Consider the following 15,994-nt stretch of genomic DNA (forward strand, 5'->3'; position numbering starts at 1 on the left):
CGCAGATATGCGTGCATGCCACCCCGCGCGAAGAAGGAGACGTTCCGACCATGCCCGGCTCCAGCGGCAACGCCGCCGTGACCCGTAGCACCCTGCGGCAGCAGATCGCGGACGCGTTGCGGGACGAGGTGCTGGCCGGGCGGCTCCAGCCGGGGCAGGCGTTCACGGTCAAGGAGATAGCCGAGCAGTACGGCGTCTCCGCCACCCCCGTGCGCGAGGCGCTGGTCGACCTGTCCGCGCAGGGGCTGCTGGAGGCGGACCAGCACCGCGGCTTCCGGGTGCACGAGTACTCCGCCGACGACTACCGCGGGATGATCGAGGCCCGCGCCCTGGTCACCGACGGCATGTTCCAGGCGCTCGACGAGGGCCGCAAGGGGTACCGGCAGGCCGGGGACCCCCGGGTCGCCGCCGCCCTGGCCGGCGTCCGCCGCCGCGGCGAGGAGGCGCAGCGGGCCGCCGGCGCCGGTGACCTCACCGTCCTCATTGGCTATGACCTGCGCTTCTGGCGCGAGCTGGCCTCCCTCTTCGGCAATGCCTACCTCGCCGACTTCCTGCACCGCCTGCGCGTCCAGTCCTGGGTGTGCGCCGTGCAGCATCTGCGTCTGCTGACCGACCTGCGCGGCGAGCTGTGGTCCGGCCACACCGAACTCGTCGACGCGCTGTCCGCGCGCGACACGGGCGCCGCGCGCTCGATCATCGCCGCGTACAACAGCCACTCCCTCGCCCTGATCGAGCGACTCGCGCCCTGAGGGAGGGGTAGGGGATCAGGGATGGGTATGGGATCTGCACAGCCCGTGCCCGCGACCGGTACTGGGGGGTTTCACCCCGGGCCGCACCCACTACTCTTCCTTGACCACCGCACTACACCGCCCCGCACCGCGCTACGCGAGGAGTCCTCTTTTGGCCTGTGACCTGTGGCTGGTACCGCTCGTCGACGTGTTGTGCCACACCCCCGACAACCCGTTCGCCGAGGAACTCGCGCAATACAACAAGGTGCTCGCCGAGGCCGGCCTCCCGCCGGTGCCGGTGTACCAGTACATGCCGGGCCTGACCGGCGAGGTCGCCCCGGTGGCCGGATTCGACTACGACGCCCTGCACTTCCTGCGCCGGGCGTATCTCCTCCAGGTGTGCGGCCTGCCGGTGACGCCGGTGGACGAACTCGGCGGCGACTACGAGCAGCTGCTGGAGATGTTCGAGGCCACGGCCCAGCAGGCGCACCTGGTCTGGCACTACGACCACGCCGGGGCGTATGTGCCCGTGGACTTCCCGCACCCCCTGTCGAGCGACGAACTCCTCGCCGGGGGCGGCCCCCTGGGCTCCTCCCAGGCCCTGCTGCGGGAGCTGGAGTTCGTGGCCCCGTCGATCGGCATCGACCCGGCGAACCCCCCGGCGGCCCCGCAACCGCCGTCGGCTCCTACGGAGTTGGAGGAACCGGCCGTCCCGGCCCCGTACGATCCCAGTCCCTTCGCCCGGGAACGCCATGTCTGGCTGGGCCTGCACGCGGCGGCGACCCGCAGCCTGGCACAGGGCTCGATGATCATTTTCAGCTGAGGCGGGAGAGGATCAGCCGCCCAGCTGGGAGAGGCCCTTCTGCAGATCCTCGGCGTTCATGATCGGGGTGAAGGTGACCTCGGCGTTGAGTTCGGTGAAGAACGGTTCGGCCGTCGGCGGGAGTTGGGAGCTGTCCTGGAGGTCCAGGACCAGCCAGCAGGTACGGCGCCCGCCCTCCGGACCGAAGTACGCGGCCTCCGGCCTGAACTTCTCCAGCACGTTCTTCATCACCTCGGGCATCCTGCCGCTGCGGATGGCCTCGTTGCCCTTCTCGGTGTCCATGGTCGCTTTGAGCATCACTCGCATCGCAGCCTCCTCGACCGTGTCCCCGCTTCAGGATATGCCCGATATATCCAGGGTGGCAGGGGGGAAGAGAGCAGTCGGGGCGAGCGCTGCGGACGGCGTGAGCGGACACGGAGGAGGGGCGCCCCCGACGGGGACGCCCCTCCTCACCGCTCTACCGCTCTACCGCTCTACCGCTCTGCCGGTCCGGGTCAGATGAACGAGTTGATCTCGATCGTCTCGTCCCGGCCCGGACCCACGCCGATCGCGGAGATCGGGGCGCCGGACATCTCCTCCAGCGCCTTGACGTACGCCTGGGCGTTCTTCGGCAGGTCGGAGAAGGACTTCGCCTTGCTGATGTCCTCGTTCCAGCCCGGCAGCATCTCGTAGACCGGCTTCGCGTGGTGGAAGTCGGACTGCGAGTACGGCAGCTCCTCGACCCGCTTGCCGTCGATCTCGTAGGCCACGCAGACCGGGATCTGCTCCCAGCCGGTGAGCACGTCGAGCTTGGTCAGGAAGAAGTCGGTCAGGCCGTTGACCCGGGTCGCGTACCGGGCGATGACCGCGTCGAACCAGCCGCAGCGCCGGTCGCGGCCGGTGGTGACACCGCGCTCGCCGCCGATCCTGCGCAGCGCCTCGCCGTCCTCGTCGAGCAGCTCGGTCGGGAACGGACCGGCGCCGACGCGGGTGGTGTACGCCTTCAGGATGCCGATGACCCGGCTGATCTTCGTCGGACCCACGCCGGCGCCGGTGCAGGCGCCGCCCGCGGTCGGGTTCGACGAGGTGACGAAGGGGTACGTGCCGTGGTCGATGTCCAGCAGCGTGCCCTGGCCGCCCTCGAAGAGCACGACCTTGTCGTCCTCCAGGGCCTGGTTCAGGACCAGCACCGTGTCGGCGACGTACGGCCTGAGCTGCTCGGCGTAGGCCAGCAGCTCCTCGACCACCTGGTCCACGGCGATCGCGCGCCGGTTGTACAGCTTGGTCAGCAGCTGGTTCTTGACGTCGAGCGCCGCCTCGACCTTCTGCTGGAGGATGGACTCGTCATAGAGGTCCTGCACCCGGATACCGACGCGGTTGATCTTGTCCGCGTAGGTGGGTCCGATGCCGCGCCCGGTCGTGCCGATCTTCCGCTTGCCGAGGAAGCGTTCCGTCACCTTGTCGACCGTGACGTTGTACGGCGTGATGATGTGCGCGTTACCGCTGATGAGGAGCTTGGACGTGTCGACGCCTCGCTCGTTCAGCCCGCTCAGCTCGGAGAGCAGGACCGACGGGTCGACGACGACGCCGTTGCCGATGACCGGGGTACACCCCGGGGACAGGATTCCGGAAGGGAGAAGGTGCAGGGCGTACTTCTGATCGCCCACGACCACCGTATGGCCGGCGTTGTTGCCGCCCTGGTAGCGCACCACATAATCGACCGAGCCACCGAGCAGGTCGGTGGCCTTTCCCTTGCCTTCGTCACCCCACTGAGCACCGAGCAGCACAAGTGCGGGCACGCGCGTACACCCCTTCCGGGCGGGGCATGTCCAAGGTCGAGGCGTACGGCATACGTACACCGGCGACCTGTGTCGGCCGCGACCCGTCGGACCGGATGCCCCGGAATAGACGAAGCCCCTGGCGCAATAGCGCAAGGGGCTCTTGCACAAAGATGCTACCCGAGGAAGCGAGGCATGGCCGAGGTGGCGACTTTCGCGACGTCCGATCAGCTGCTGGTGGTCATCGACCCGGTCGCCCGGAACACGGACGGGGAGGCCGTGCGGATCGCGAAAGACGTGCTCAGCGCGGGTGCCGCGACGAAGGTGTGCCTGCCGGAGGGGCCCGAGGAATTCGCCCGGATGCTGGCGCGCCGCGGGTCGCGCCGGCCCGTCGTGGTGGGCGACGACCGGGCGCTGATGCGCGCGGTGTCCCTGCTGCACCGCCGGCGGGAGCTGGCCGGATGTGCGCTGTCGGTGGTCCCGGTGGGCGCCGCGCTCTCCCTGGCCGGCGCCCTGGGCGTGCCCACGGGCACGGTGGCGGCCGCCCGGGCGGTCCTGGACGGGGTGGAGCGGCGCCTGGACCTGCTGGTGGACGACAGCGACGGGGTGGTGCTGGGGGCGCTGCGGATTCCCGCCCTGCCGCCGACGGGGAGCGCCGAGACCGTGGACGGCCGCCCCTGGCTGCGCACGTACCAGTCCCTGGTCCGCACCCTCGTCCCGGCCCGCCCGGCCCCGGTGCCGTCGGGCCCGGGTCCCACCCGGCTCCGGGTGGAGGTGGACGGGGTGACCCTGGTGGACCTGGACCAGCCGGTGGAGGGCGTCGCGGTGACCCCGCACGGCTCCGGTACGGCGTCGGTGGAGGTCCGCCCGGTGTCGGTGGGCGCGGAGGCGGCACCGCTGCTGGCGAGGGGCCGCCGGGTGACGGTCTCCGGCGCGGACTTCAGGTACCGGGCGGACGCGACGGAGGCGGGCCCGGTCCGCAGACGCACCTGGACGGTGTGGGAGGGGGCACTGGGCCTGGTGGTACCGGGCTGAGAGATCCCGCCAGGGGCGGCCGAACGGACTGGCAGACCCCCTGCCCGGGGCGGCCGGGGCTGGCAGACCCCTGTTCGGGACCGCCGACGGGCTGGGGCACCCCCCACTCGGGGCGGCCGAACGGGCTGGAACACCCCCTGCCCGAGGCGACCGAACGAGCTGGCAGACCCCCTGCCCGGGGCGGCCGAACGGACTGGCAGGCCCCCTGCCCGGGGCGGCCGAACGCGCTGGCAGGCCCCCTGCCCGGGGCGGCCGAACGGGCAGGAACACCCCCTATTCGGGGCGGCCGAAGCGCTCCTCGCGCTGCCGCCTCCAGCGCTCCATCATCGCCGCCAGCTCGCCGTCGAGGAATTCGAAGAAGGCCAGGGTCTCGGCCATGCGGCGGCCTGCCCGCGTCTCCGGGCCGAGGCTCGCCACGCCCTCGCGCAGGGCGGCCTCCCAGCGCCTGATGATGGCCTCGCGGCTGGTCAGGGCCTCGTACCACTGGTCCCCGTGGACCCGGTAGCGCTCGCGGCGGGAGCCGGGCTCGCGTTCCCGGGAGACCATGTGGGTCTGGGCCAGGTACCGGACCGCGCCGGAGACCGCCGCCGGGCTGATCCGTAGCTGTTCTGCCAGTTCGGCCGAGGTCATCAGGCCCTCGTCGGAGGCGAGCAGCGCGGCGAAGACGCGGGCCGCCATGCGCTGCATCCCGGCCTCCACCAGCTGCGCCGCGAACGACTCGACAAACCTCGACACGGCCTCCGTGTCCCGCCCCGCCTCGGCTGCTTCCGTCATGCGCACATCCTACGGGGCTTCATACGCTTCCTTAACTTCACAAAGTTCTGAAAGAAGCGTACGTTCTGAATCATGACCCACGCCATCACCGTCTCCGGGCTCCACAAGGCGTTCGGCACGACGCACGCGCTCGACGGCCTCGACCTGGAGGTGGCGTCCGGCGAGGTGCACGGTTTCCTCGGCCCCAACGGCGCCGGGAAGTCCACCGCCATCCGCGTCCTGCTCGGCCTGGTGCGCGCCGACTCGGGCGCCGCCCGGATCCTCGGCCGGGACCCGTGGGCGGACGCCGTGGAGGCGCACCGCCGGATCGCCTACGTCCCCGGCGACGTCACGCTCTGGCGGAACCTGTCGGGCGGGGAGGTGATCGACCTGTACGGCCGGCTGCGCGGCGGACTCGACCAGCGGCGCCGCGCCGAGCTGGTCGAACGCTTCGAGCTGGACCCCACCAAGAAGGGCCGCACCTACTCCAAGGGCAACCGGCAGAAGGTCGCGCTGGTCGCCGCCTTCGCCTCGGACGTGGATCTGCTGATCCTGGACGAGCCGACCTCGGGCCTGGACCCGCTGATGGAGGGGGTCTTCCAGCGGTGCGTGGCCGAGGAGCGGGACCGCGGCCGGACGATCCTGCTGTCCTCGCACCTCCTCAGCGAGGTCGAGGAGCTGTGCGACCGGGTCACCATCATCCGCAAGGGGCGGACCGTGGAGACGGGCTCGCTGGCGGACCTGCGGCACCTCACCCGGACCAGCGTCACGGCCGAGCTGGTCGCCGAGCCCAACGGGCTGGCGCGGCTGCCGGGCGTGCACGACCTGGACGTGCAGGGGCGCCGGGTGCGGCTCCAGGTGGACACCGACGAGCTGGACGCCGTACTGAAGTCGCTGGCCGCGGCCGGGGTGCGGTCGCTGACCTCGACTCCGCCGACGTTGGAGGAGCTCTTCCTGCGCCACTACCAGGAGGCGGCCCGGTGACCACGGCCGCCGCCGAACTGGCGGGCACCGGAACCCTGGTGCGGTTCGCCCTGCGCCGGGACCGGCTGATGATCCCGGTGTGGGTCGCGGTGAACGCGCTGATGATCCTGTCGATGCCGAGCACCCTGGAGGGGGTCTACGGCACCCCCGCGGACCGGGCGAACCTGGTGGCGGACACGGCCGCCAACGCCTCCTTCCGCGCCCTGATCGGCCCGGCCTTCGGCGACTCCCTCGGCGCGCTGACGGCCTGGCGGGCCGGGGTGTACGCGGGTGCGCTCGCGGCCGCGGTCAGCCTGCTGGTCGTCGTACGGCACACCCGGGACGAGGAGGAGAGCGGGCGTCAGGAGCTGGTGGCGTCCGGGGCGGTGGGGCGCAGGGCGTCCCTGACGGCGGCGCTGCTGACGGCCGCGGTCGCGAACGGTGTGCTGGCGGTGCTGGTGGCGGCGGGGCTCGCGGGGCAGGGGGCGGCGGGAGCGCTGGCCTTCGGTCTGGGGCTGGCCGGGGTCGGCATGGTGTTCGCGACGCTGGCGGCGATCGTCGCGCAGTTCACGCAGAGCGCGCGGCTGGCGCGGGGCCTGACGGCGGGGCTGCTGGGCGCGGCGTTCGGGCTGCGCGCGGCGGGCGACTCGGTGGCGGACGACGGCTCCTCCGTGCTGACCTGGGTCTCGCCGCTGGGCTGGCTGACGAACCTGCGGTCGTTCGCGGACGAACGGTGGTGGGTGCTGCTGCTGTTCCTGGCGGCGGTGGTGGTCCAGGGCGCGGTGGCCTATGCGCTCGCCGGGCGCCGGGACGTCGGCATGAGCTTCCTGCCCGCCCGTCCGGGACCGGCCCTCGGCCGCCTCGGGTCGGCGGGCGCGCTGGCCTGGCGGCTGCAGCGCGGGGCGCTCCTCGGCTGGTCGGCCGGCTTCTTCCTGGCGGGCGTCGTCTACGGCGGCCTGACGGACGGGGTGGCGGACCTGGTCGGCGACAACGACGACGCGCGGGAGATCTTCGAGCGGATGGGCGGGCAGAGCGGTCTGACGGACGCGTTCCTGGCGTCGACGGTCGGGATGCTGGGCCTGGTCGCCGCGCTGTACGTCGTCGCCTCGACGCTTCGGCTGCACGGCGAGGAGACCTCGATGCGGGCGGAACCGGTCCTGGCGAACGCCGTGGGCCGCCTGCGCTGGGCCGCCGGGCACCTGGTGATCGCCTTCGCGGGCTCCGCCCTGATCATGCTGCTGGCGGGGGCGGGCTTCGCGGTGGGCCACCGCGAGGAAGTCGTCGACGTCCTGGGCGCCTGCCTCGTCCAGCTCCCGGCGGTCTGGGTCGTCGGCGGCCTGGCGGTCCTGCTGTACGGCGTGCTGCCCCGGGCGGCCCTTGCGGCCTGGGCGGTGGCCGGGGCGGTCCTGCTGATCGGCTGGGTGGGCCCGGCGCTGGACGCTCCGCAGGCGGTCCTGGACCTCTCCCCCTTCGCCCACCTCCCGAAGCTGCCGGGCGGACCGATGGAGTGGGGCCCGGTCCTGCTCCTGTCGGCACTGGCCGCGCTCCTGACCGCCGCCGGGCTGGCCGGACTGCGGCGGCGCGACATGACGACCTGACGGAACCCGTGGGCGGTCCGCACGCGTCCGTAGCGGGCATGGGACAACGCACGCAGGCCGCCGGCGGCTGTCTGACCGCGGCGCTGGGGGCGGGCGCCGGATTCGCGGTGTGGTCGGCCGGCGCCCAGGGCCGGTTCCAACGCTTCGAACAGGCCCCCGACTGGAGCGTGCTCTACGCCGAACTGCCGCTGGCGGTGCTCGCCGGCACCGCCGCCGCCCTCGGCGTGTGGGCCCTGGTCCGGCGCCTCAGACCGACACGCTGAGCCCCTCCAGCCCCCGGATCACGAAGTTCGGCTTCCGCTCCGGCTCCGCCGCCAGGCTCAGCGTCGGCGCCCGCTCCAGCAGCGCCGTCATCGAGGCCGCCAGTTCGATGCGGGCCAGCGGCGCGCCGATGCAGTAGTGGATGCCGGCGCTGAAGGAGATGTGCGGGTTGTCGGTGCGGGTGAGGTCCAGCCGCTCGGGGTGCGCGAACACCTCGGGGTCGTGGTTGGCGGAGCCGAAGAGCATGGCGATCTCCGCGCCCCGGGGGATCGTCGTCCCGTCGATCTCGATCTCGTCCAGCACCCAGCGCTCGAAGAGCTGCAGCGGCGTGTCGTAGCGCATCAGCTCCTCCACGGCGGACGGGACGAGGGAGTGGTCGGCGCGCAGGGCCCCGAGCTGGTCGGGGTTGCGGAAGAGCGCGAACCAGCCGTTGACGGTGGAGTTGACGGTCGCCTCGTGCCCGGCGTTCAGCAGCAGGACGGCCGTGGAGATCATCTCCTGCTCGGTGAGCCGGTCGCCCTCGTCGTGGGCGGCGATCAGCCCGGAGATCAGGTCGTCGCCGGGCTCCTTGCGCCGCAGGGCGATCAGTTCCCGCAGGTACTCCGTGAACTCGACGGACGCCCGCACCGCCTTCGTGGCCGTCTCCTCGGACGGGTTCAGCTCGTACATCCCGCAGATGTCGGCCGACCAGGGCCGCAGCGCAGCCCGGTCCGCCTCCGGGATGCCCAGCATCTCGGCGATCACCGCGACCGGCAGCGGCTCGGCGACATCGGCGAGCAGATCGCCGCCGCCCGCCGCGACCAGCCGGTCGACGAGCTCCCCGGCGAGCCGCGTCACGTACGGCTTGAGCCGCTCGACCGTCCTCGGGGTGAACGCCTTCGACACCAGGCGCCGGATCCGGGTGTGGTCCGGCGGCTCCAGATCGAGCATCCCGTGGTCGTTGAGGGTGTGGAACGGCTCGTGCTCGGCGGGCGGAGCGGTCCGCCCGAACTCCTCGTGACTGAACCGGTGCTGGTACGTCCGCCCCAGCCGCCGGTCGCGCAGCAGCGCCGACACATCGGCGTGCCGCGGCACCAGCCACTGGTTCGTGGGCTCGAAGTACTGCACACGGCCCCGGGCGCGCAGCTCGGCGTAAGCGGGGTACGGGTCGGCGAGAAACGCCGGGTCCCACGGATCGAAGGCTCCCATGACCGGACGCTAGCCCGGCGGACCCTCCCCTGACCAGGGGGTCGAGGTCATACTGACCGCACCTCCCGGGAGCCGGCCGGTCACCGGCTGGCTCTGGTCACCGTCCGGACCCTGGACGACGAGCGCCGCAAGGTCCGGCTGCCACGACGGGATGCACGTGTCCGCCTTCACCGACCTGAGCGGCGAGAAGTACGGGCTGACCCCGCTGATCGTCTTCGGTGGCCTCGGCGGCCTGATGCTCCCGCTCGTCCTCACGATGATCCCCGCCGCCCTGTTCGGCTGATCACCCCGGCGTCACCAGCCGCGCCTCGTACGCGAACACCGCCGCCTGGGTGCGGTCCCTGAGGCCGAGCTTCACCAGGACGCGGCTCACATGCGTCTTGATCGTCGACTCGGCCACGACCAGCCGCTCGGCGATCTCCGCGTTGGACAGGCCCTGGGCGATCAGCACCAGGACCTCCGTCTCGCGTTCGGTGAGGTCGCCGTAGGCCGCCCGGGCGCCGGAGAAGGACCGCGGGGTCTCGGAGAGCTTGGAGAACTCCGTGATCAGACGGCGGGTGACCGAGGGGGCCAGCAGGGCCTCGCCGGAGGCCACCACCCTTACCCCGTCGGCGAGTTGGCGGGCGGAGGCGTCCTTCAGCAGGAAGCCCGAGGCACCGGCCCGCAGGGCCTGGTAGACGTACTCGTCGAGATCGAAGGTGGTCAGCACCAGCACCTTCGCCGCCCCGTCGGCCGCCACGATCTCCCGGGTCGCCTCGATGCCGTTCAGTTCGGGCATGCGGATGTCCATCAGGACGATGTCGGGGGCGAGTTCGCGGACCTTGGCCACGGCCTCCCTGCCGTTCACCGCCTCGCCGACGACCTCGATGTCCGGCATCGCGTTCAGCAGGACCGAGAAGCCCTCGCGCACCATCATCTGGTCGTCCGCGATCAGCACGCGGATCGTCATGCGGCACCCTCGTCCGGGGTCACGACCGGCAGGAACACGGTCACTTCGTAGCCTCCGTCGTCCGTCGGGCCGGCCGTCATCCCGCCGTTCAGCATCGTCACCCGCTCACGCATGCCGGTGATGCCGTGTCCGGCCCCGGGCGACGGCTTGACCAGGGCGGGCGCCGGGGGCGGGGTGTTCACCACGCGCAGGCCCAGACCGCCGAGGACGTAACCGATCTCGACCTTCGCACGCGCGCCGGGCGCGTGCCGCAGGGTGTTGCTCAGCGCCTCCTGCACTATTCGGTACGCCGACAGCTCGACGCCCTGCGGCAGTTCCCGCACCGCCCCGGTCACCGTCTTCTCGACGCCGAGCCCGGCGTCGCGCACATTGGCGAGCAGGGCGTCGAGGTCGCCGAGGGTGGGCTGCGGGGCGTCGGGGGCCTCGTAGTCCTCGGCGCGTACGACGCCCAGGACGCGGCGCAGTTCGGTCAGGGCCGCCACCGCGTTCTCCCGGATGGTGGCGAAGGCGCGCTCCAGCTCCGGCGGCGGGTTCTGCACCCGGTAGGGGGCGGCCTCGGCCTGGATGGCGACGACCGACATGTGGTGGGCGACCACGTCGTGCAGCTCGCGGGCGATCGTGGTGCGCTCCTCCAGCAGGGTGCGCCGGGAGCGCTCCTGCGCGGTCTCGGTCTGCTGCGCGGTGACCTCCTGCTCGGCGTCGCGGCGGATGTGCCAGACGGAGACACAGAGCAGCACCAGCGCGGAGACGACCAGCATGGGGCCGGTGTTGGTGCTGTAGTAGTAGTAACTCGGCCCGAAGCCGGAGGCCTCCGCCATCAGGCCGTACGCCGCCGTCAGCACCCACATCCACCCCGCCGTGCGCGGCCTGGTGCGCACGGCCACCACCGTCAGCACCGCCAGATGACTGGCGAAGGCCCCGGCCGTCCACGGCCAGTCGGCCCAGCTGCCGCCCAGCACCCCGACGACCGGGGTGGCGGCCATGGACAGCCAGAACGCCCCGACGGGCCGCACCATGGTCAGCAGCACGGGGAGCGCGCAGAGCGGACCGGCCAGCAGCCACGGACTGCCCGTGTCGATGGTGCCGAGGGGCAGGGTGAGCAGGGCCGCCGCGACGATCACGGCGTGCGGGAGCCAGGCCGCGTACTCCCGCAGCGGGCCGGGCAGCCGCCGGGTCAGCGGGCCGTCGACGCGCATCCGGGGCAGCGGACGGTAGGCGAAGGCGTCGTGGAACAGGTCCCGCCGCAGCCCGCGCAGGGCGTCCGCGGCCAGCCGGAACTCCGGGCTGTGGGTCTTGCTGGTCGTCTCGGTCACGTGCAGCACGGTAGGCGGCTGCCCATGTCGCCGTCGTCACCTGCGAGAAGGGTCTCGCGGGGTCCGTCTCAAGTACTACGGCCGTCCCCCGCGCTCACCAGGCGAGCTGGGCGATCTCCTCCGCCACCACCGCGCACGCGTCCGCCGCCGGGTCGATCAGCGGGAAGTGGCCCACGTCCTCCAGCAGCGTGAGCCCGACCACCTCGCCCGCCTTCGCCGCGGCGTCCGCGTAGGACTCGGCGACCAGCTGGGGGACGTCCGTGTCCGTACGGCCCTGGACGAGGGTGGTGGCGATGCCGGTGGGCAGCAGCAGCGCGGGGTCGGCGTACGGCCGCCGCTCGGCGAACCCCTCGTCGCCGCCGAGGAGTTGGCGGGCCGCGCCGCCGCAGACGCCGAGCTTGTCGGCGACCGCGAAGTCGGCGATGGGGGCGAGGGCCACCACACCGCGCAGGTGGGGCGGGCCCGCGGTGCGCCAGGGGGCGTCGGCGGGCAGGAGGTGCCGGGCCGCCGCCCACAGCGCGAGATGGCCGCCGGCGGAGTGGCCGGTGACGACGGTACGGCGGGGGTCGGCCCCCGGGATGGCCTCACGGACCAGGTCCGGGAGGGCGTCCAGGGCGGCGGCCACGTCGTCGAAGGTGTCGGGCCAGCGGCCGGCCAGCTCGCCGGCGCCCTCCGCTCCCTTGCGGTACTCCACGTTGGCCACGGCGAAGCCCCGGCGGGCCAGGAAGGCGGAGAACGGCGTGATGTGGCGGCGGTCGTAGGGAGCCCGCCAGGCGCCCCCGTGCAGGACGACCACCAGCGGGGCGAGGGGGCTCTCGGTGCGCGGGGCGTAGAAGTCGATCACCTGGTCGGGGTGGTCGCCGTACGCGGCGGTGGTGTCCGGGTCGACAGGCGGATGCGAGAAGGCCGACTGCTCCTCTGCGGCGGACCGGGCTGCGGCAGCGTCGTCCGGCATGCTCCACCCTCTCAGCGGCGAAATGAAGTTGGCGGACCAGGTGATGTCCTCGGCCGTTGGCGGGGACGGTATCAGGCCCGTGACGTGCGCGGACACCGGGATGTGACGCTGGGTGAGGGGCAAACGGTTCTGTCGGGGGCGGGGTGGGCGCCGCGCCGCCCCGCCCCCCGGGTCAGGCGAGCAGCTCGCCCAGCGTCCGCGCCGCCTTCTCCACGTCCGCGAACCCGACGTACAGCGGCGTGAAGCCGAAGCGCAGGACGTCCGGGGCCCGGAAGTCGCCCACCACGCCCCGCTCGATCAGGCGCTCCATCACCGTGCCCGCGTCCGCGCAGCGCAGGGCGACCTGGCTGCCGCGCTCCGCGTGGGCGGCCGGGGTCAGGGACTCCACGCGCCCCTGCGGCACGTACTCCGCCACGCACTCCAGGAAGAAGTCCGTCAGCGCCAGCGACTTGGCCCGTACCGACGCGATCGACACGTCCCGCCAGACGTCCAGTGCCGCCTCCAGGGCGAGCATGGAGAGGATGTCCGGGGTGCCGACCCGGCCGCGCAGGGCGCCCGCGGCCGGTGCGTAGTCGCCGCGCATGCCAAAGGGCTCCGCGTGGGAGTTCCAGCCCGGCAGCGGGGAGTCGAAGCGGGGCTGCAGGTCACGCCGTACGTACAGGTAGGCCGGTGAACCCGGGCCGCCGTTGAGGTACTTGTACGTGCAGCCCACCGCCAGGTCGACGCCGTGCGCGTCCAGGTCCACCGGCAGCGCGCCCGCGCTGTGGCACAGGTCCCAGACCGCCACGGCGCCCGCCGCCCGCACCGCCGCCGTCAGCGACGGCAGGTCGTGCAGCCGGCCCGTGCGGTAGTCGACGTGGTTCAGCAGCACCGCGGCGGTCCGGGGACCGAGCGCCCCCGGCACCTGCGACGGCCGTACCGGGCGCAGTGTGCGGCCGGTCAGCCGGGCCGCCGACTCGGCGATGTAGCCGTCCGTGGGGAAGGTCGTGGCGTCCACGAGGATCTCGTCGCGGCCCTCCCCCGCCATCCGCACGGCCGCCACCAGCGCCTTGAAGACGTTGACGCTGGTGGAGTCGCCGACCACGATCTGCCCCGGCGCCGCCCCGACCAGCGGAGCGATCCGGTCGCCGATCCGCTCGGGCGCGGTCCACCAGCCGCTCTCCTCCCAGGACCGGATGCGCAGGGCGCCCCACTGCCGCGCGACCACGTCCGCGACCTTCTCCGGCACGTTCACCGGCAGGGCACCCAGCGAGTTGCCGTCCAGGTAGACGGCCTCGTCGAGCACGAACTCGGCGCGCTTGGGGGCGAGTTCGTCCGCCGCGTCCAGCTTCTCCGCCCGTGCGGACAGCTCAGACATGGGACCTCGCCGTCCACAGCTCGGGGAAGACGTTCTTGCGGGCCCGCTTCTCCAGCCAGGCCACCCCGGCCGAGCCGCCGGTCCCGGCCTTCGCGCCCATCGCGCGCCGGGTGGCGACCAGGTGGTCGTTGCGCCAGCGCCACACCAGCTCGGCGACGTCCGTCAACGCCTCGCCCAGCCGGGCGACTTCGTCACCGGCGTCGCCGGAGTAGACGGCGGTCCAGGCGGCCTCGACCGCGTCGGAGGGCTCGTAGCGCTGCGAGACGTCCCGCTTCAGCACCTCCTCGGGGATGGCGTGCCCGCGCCGCGCCAGCAGCCGCAGCACCTCGTCGTACAGGCTCGGCTCGTGCAGCGCCTTCTCCAGTTCCGCGTGGACGCGGGGCGCGCCGCGGTGCGGGACGAGCATGGACGCGGACTTGTCGCCGAGCAGGAACTCCATCCGGCGGTACATGGCCGACTGGAAGCCGGAACCCTCGCCGAGGGCGGAGCGGTAGGAGTTGAACTGGGCCGGGGTGAGCTGGCCCAGCGGCTTCCAGGAGGCGTTGAGCGCCTCCAGCTCCCGCACCGAGCGCTTCAGCGCGTCGATCGCGACCGGCACCCGGTCCTCGCGCAGGGCGTGCGCGGCGGTCTCCCACTCATGGACCACGACGGTGAACCACAGCTCCATGACCTGGGTGGTGACCAGGAAGACCATCTCTCCGGGATCGTCGGAGAGGGTGTGCTGGAGGTGGGTGAGCACATCCGCCTTGACGTAGTCCTCGTACGGCGTCGTGCCGGCGAAGTCGAGATGCGGGGTCTCGGGCTCGTGGGTTTCGTGAGCCTCTTGGGACATCGCTGTCTCCTGTGGTAACTCCGGGTAGCGGTCCGCCCCTGCCGTTACCGACACGGGGGCCCCGGTCCCCACCCGAATCCTCCGGTGTGTCCCCCGGAAAGTGCAAGGCCCGACCGGATCACAGCCGGACCCGCACTCAAGGCGCCGTCCCGCCTGCGGGCTAGCCCAGCGTCTGGGCGGCCGTCGGCGAGGAGTCCTTCAGGAACTGCGTGCAGCGCTCGTACTCCTCCTGCTCGCCGATGGAACCGGCGGCCCGGGCGAGGGCGTGCAGGGCGCGCAGGAAGCCGCGGTTCGGCTCGTGCTCCCACGGCACCGGGCCGTGGCCCTTCCAGCCGTTGCGGCGCAGGGCGTCCAGACCGCGGTGGTAGCCCGTACGGGCGTAGGCGTACGACTCCACGACGCTGCCCCGCTCGAACGCCTCGTCGGCCAGCTGGGCCCAGGCCAGGCAGGACATCGGGTACTGCGCGGCGACGTCCGCGGGGGCCGTGCCGGACGCGAGGAGCTCACGGGGCTCCGGGTCGTCGGGGAGGTGGGTCGGGGGCGGTCCCCCGAGGAGGTTCTCGTGAATCGTCATGGGCTCCAGTCTGAGGCATCCGCTATTCGATGCGCCCCTTGGCCCGTTCCCCTTCCAGGGGCGGCGCGGTGATCGAGCCATGGGTGAGGCACTCCGGCCGCCGGCAGTCCGGCGGCAGCCGCCGTACGGTCGCGAAGGCCACGGCGGAGCCCACCAGCATCACCCCGGCGCACAGCAGCATGGCCCGGCCGAAGGAGTCGTCGAAGGCGTCCGGGGAGCGGTAGGCGTCCTCCCCCATCCCGGTCAGCAACGGCAGCGCGGCGACCGCCACCAGACCGGCGGCGCGGGCCGCCGCGTTGTTGATCCCGCTGGCCAGACCCGCCCGCGCGACATCCACGGAGGCGAGGACGGTGGAGGTGAGCGGGGCGACCAGGGTGACCAGGCCGGCCCCGAAGACGAGGACGGCGGGCAGCACGTCGGCCGCGTACGAGGCGTCCGGGCCGACCCGCAGCATCAGCAGCAGCCCGGCCGCGCACACCAGCGGCCCCACGGTGAGCGGGATCCGCGGCCCGATCCGGTCGGCCAGCTCGCCGGACCGGGCGGAGAGCAGCAGCATCAGGACCGTCGTCGGCAGCAGGGCCGTACCCGCGGCGAGGGCCGAGTAGCCGGAGACGACCTGGAGCTGGAGCGCGGCGAGGAAGAAGAACCCGCCGAGGGCCGCGTACACGCACAGGGTGACCAGGTTGACGGCGGTGAACTGGCGGGAGGCGAAGACGCCGAGCGGCATCATCGGGTCGGCGCGCCGCTTCTCGACGCGGACGAAGGCGATCCCCAGGGCGACGCCCAGGGCCGCGCTGATCCAGTCCGACTCGATCAGCGCGTACGTCACCAGCGCGAGCGCCAGCGCGCCGAGGGCGGCACCGAGCACGTCGAAGCGGCCGTGTTTGCTGCCGTCGCCCGATTCCGGC

The 15,994-nt window shown here is 72.8% G+C and carries 18 protein-coding genes; 7 read left to right on the top strand and 11 right to left on the bottom strand.

Going from position 1 to position 15,994, the window contains the following annotated elements; genetic code table 11:
- The first annotated feature begins 50 nt into the window (after positions 1 to 50).
- Both ACWD1Z_RS14160 and ACWD1Z_RS14165 read left to right on the top strand, forming a co-directional pair.
- Positions 51 to 749, top strand: coding sequence for a GntR family transcriptional regulator (locus ACWD1Z_RS14160; RefSeq protein WP_451118519.1), 699 nt, complete (start codon positions 51 to 53; stop codon positions 747 to 749).
- A 151-nt stretch (positions 750 to 900) separates the two neighbouring features.
- On the top strand, positions 901 to 1,551 hold the full coding sequence (locus ACWD1Z_RS14165; protein WP_451118521.1) for a hypothetical protein: 651 nt from the start codon (positions 901 to 903) through the stop codon (positions 1,549 to 1,551).
- A 12-nt stretch (positions 1,552 to 1,563) separates the two neighbouring features.
- On the opposite strand, the gene ACWD1Z_RS14170 is transcribed toward ACWD1Z_RS14165, so the two are convergent.
- Both ACWD1Z_RS14170 and ACWD1Z_RS14175 read right to left on the bottom strand, forming a co-directional pair.
- Positions 1,564 to 1,857 (bottom strand): DUF3303 family protein, encoded by a 294-nt coding sequence (locus tag ACWD1Z_RS14170; protein ID WP_451118523.1) that lies wholly within the window; start codon positions 1,855 to 1,857, stop codon positions 1,564 to 1,566.
- A gap of 188 nt (positions 1,858 to 2,045) precedes the next feature.
- Positions 2,046 to 3,329, bottom strand: a complete 1,284-nt coding sequence (locus ACWD1Z_RS14175; protein ID WP_250077718.1) for an adenylosuccinate synthase — start codon at positions 3,327 to 3,329, stop codon at positions 2,046 to 2,048.
- A gap of 174 nt (positions 3,330 to 3,503) precedes the next feature.
- Between ACWD1Z_RS14175 and ACWD1Z_RS14180 the strand changes: the two genes are divergently transcribed.
- The gene (locus tag ACWD1Z_RS14180; protein ID WP_451118525.1) at positions 3,504 to 4,343 is read left to right on the top strand and encodes a diacylglycerol kinase; all 840 of its coding nucleotides are present in this window, start codon (positions 3,504 to 3,506) and stop codon (positions 4,341 to 4,343) included.
- 273 nt (positions 4,344 to 4,616) lie between these two features.
- On the opposite strand, the gene ACWD1Z_RS14185 is transcribed toward ACWD1Z_RS14180, so the two are convergent.
- Positions 4,617 to 5,117, bottom strand: a complete 501-nt coding sequence (locus ACWD1Z_RS14185) for a GbsR/MarR family transcriptional regulator (RefSeq protein ID WP_451118527.1) — start codon at positions 5,115 to 5,117, stop codon at positions 4,617 to 4,619.
- 72 nt (positions 5,118 to 5,189) lie between these two features.
- Here ACWD1Z_RS14185 and ACWD1Z_RS14190 point away from each other — a divergent pair, with 72 nt between their 5' ends.
- The 3 genes from ACWD1Z_RS14190 to ACWD1Z_RS14200 all read left to right on the top strand — a co-directional run bounded on the left by ACWD1Z_RS14190 (position 5,190) and on the right by ACWD1Z_RS14200 (position 7,920).
- Entirely contained in the window at positions 5,190 to 6,080 is an 891-nt protein-coding gene (locus ACWD1Z_RS14190; protein WP_451118529.1) for an ABC transporter ATP-binding protein, read from the top strand.
- 68 nt (positions 6,081 to 6,148) lie between these two features.
- Positions 6,149 to 7,657, top strand: a complete 1,509-nt coding sequence (locus ACWD1Z_RS14195) for an ABC transporter permease (RefSeq protein ID WP_451118922.1) — start codon at positions 6,149 to 6,151, stop codon at positions 7,655 to 7,657.
- 38 nt (positions 7,658 to 7,695) lie between these two features.
- Entirely contained in the window at positions 7,696 to 7,920 is a 225-nt protein-coding gene (locus tag ACWD1Z_RS14200) for a hypothetical protein (RefSeq protein ID WP_451118530.1), read from the top strand.
- Here the strand turns inward: ACWD1Z_RS14200 and ACWD1Z_RS14205 are convergent.
- Positions 7,904 to 9,106, bottom strand: a complete 1,203-nt coding sequence (locus ACWD1Z_RS14205; RefSeq protein ID WP_451118531.1) for a cytochrome P450 — start codon at positions 9,104 to 9,106, stop codon at positions 7,904 to 7,906. The genes ACWD1Z_RS14200 and ACWD1Z_RS14205 overlap by 17 nt on opposite strands.
- 157 nt (positions 9,107 to 9,263) lie before the next feature.
- Here ACWD1Z_RS14205 and ACWD1Z_RS14210 point away from each other — a divergent pair, with 157 nt between their 5' ends.
- A complete protein-coding gene (locus tag ACWD1Z_RS14210; protein WP_451118533.1) occupies positions 9,264 to 9,389 on the top strand; it encodes a hypothetical protein in 126 nt (41 codons plus the stop codon).
- On the opposite strand, the gene ACWD1Z_RS14215 is transcribed toward ACWD1Z_RS14210, so the two are convergent.
- The 7 genes from ACWD1Z_RS14215 to ACWD1Z_RS14245 form a co-directional block, all read right to left on the bottom strand.
- Positions 9,390 to 10,055, bottom strand: coding sequence for a response regulator (locus ACWD1Z_RS14215; protein WP_389416801.1), 666 nt, complete (start codon positions 10,053 to 10,055; stop codon positions 9,390 to 9,392).
- Positions 10,052 to 11,377 carry a sensor histidine kinase gene (locus ACWD1Z_RS14220; protein ID WP_451118534.1) on the bottom strand — a complete coding sequence of 442 codons (1,326 nt, stop codon included), beginning with the start codon at positions 11,375 to 11,377 and terminating at the stop codon, positions 10,052 to 10,054. The genes ACWD1Z_RS14215 and ACWD1Z_RS14220 overlap by 4 nt, the downstream gene beginning before the upstream one ends.
- Before the next feature lie 85 nt (positions 11,378 to 11,462).
- Positions 11,463 to 12,323: an alpha/beta hydrolase gene (locus ACWD1Z_RS14225; protein WP_451118536.1), complete on the bottom strand. Its 861-nt coding sequence runs from the start codon at positions 12,321 to 12,323 to the stop codon at positions 11,463 to 11,465.
- Positions 12,324 to 12,495: 172 nt separating this feature from the next.
- The gene (kynU, locus tag ACWD1Z_RS14230; protein WP_451118538.1) at positions 12,496 to 13,680 is read right to left on the bottom strand and encodes a kynureninase; all 1,185 of its coding nucleotides are present in this window, start codon (positions 13,678 to 13,680) and stop codon (positions 12,496 to 12,498) included.
- Positions 13,673 to 14,512 carry a tryptophan 2,3-dioxygenase family protein gene (locus ACWD1Z_RS14235; RefSeq protein ID WP_451118539.1) on the bottom strand — a complete coding sequence of 280 codons (840 nt, stop codon included), beginning with the start codon at positions 14,510 to 14,512 and terminating at the stop codon, positions 13,673 to 13,675. Before ACWD1Z_RS14235 ends, kynU begins: the two co-directional genes overlap by 8 nt.
- A 160-nt stretch (positions 14,513 to 14,672) precedes the next feature.
- Positions 14,673 to 15,086, bottom strand: a complete 414-nt coding sequence (locus ACWD1Z_RS14240) for a DUF3151 domain-containing protein (RefSeq protein ID WP_451118541.1) — start codon at positions 15,084 to 15,086, stop codon at positions 14,673 to 14,675.
- A gap of 22 nt (positions 15,087 to 15,108) precedes the next feature.
- Positions 15,109 to 15,994 (bottom strand): MFS transporter (locus ACWD1Z_RS14245; RefSeq protein WP_451118543.1); only part of this gene is annotated, 886 nt, incomplete at its 5' end.

This window comes from Streptomyces sp. NPDC002784 (assembly GCF_053592135.1).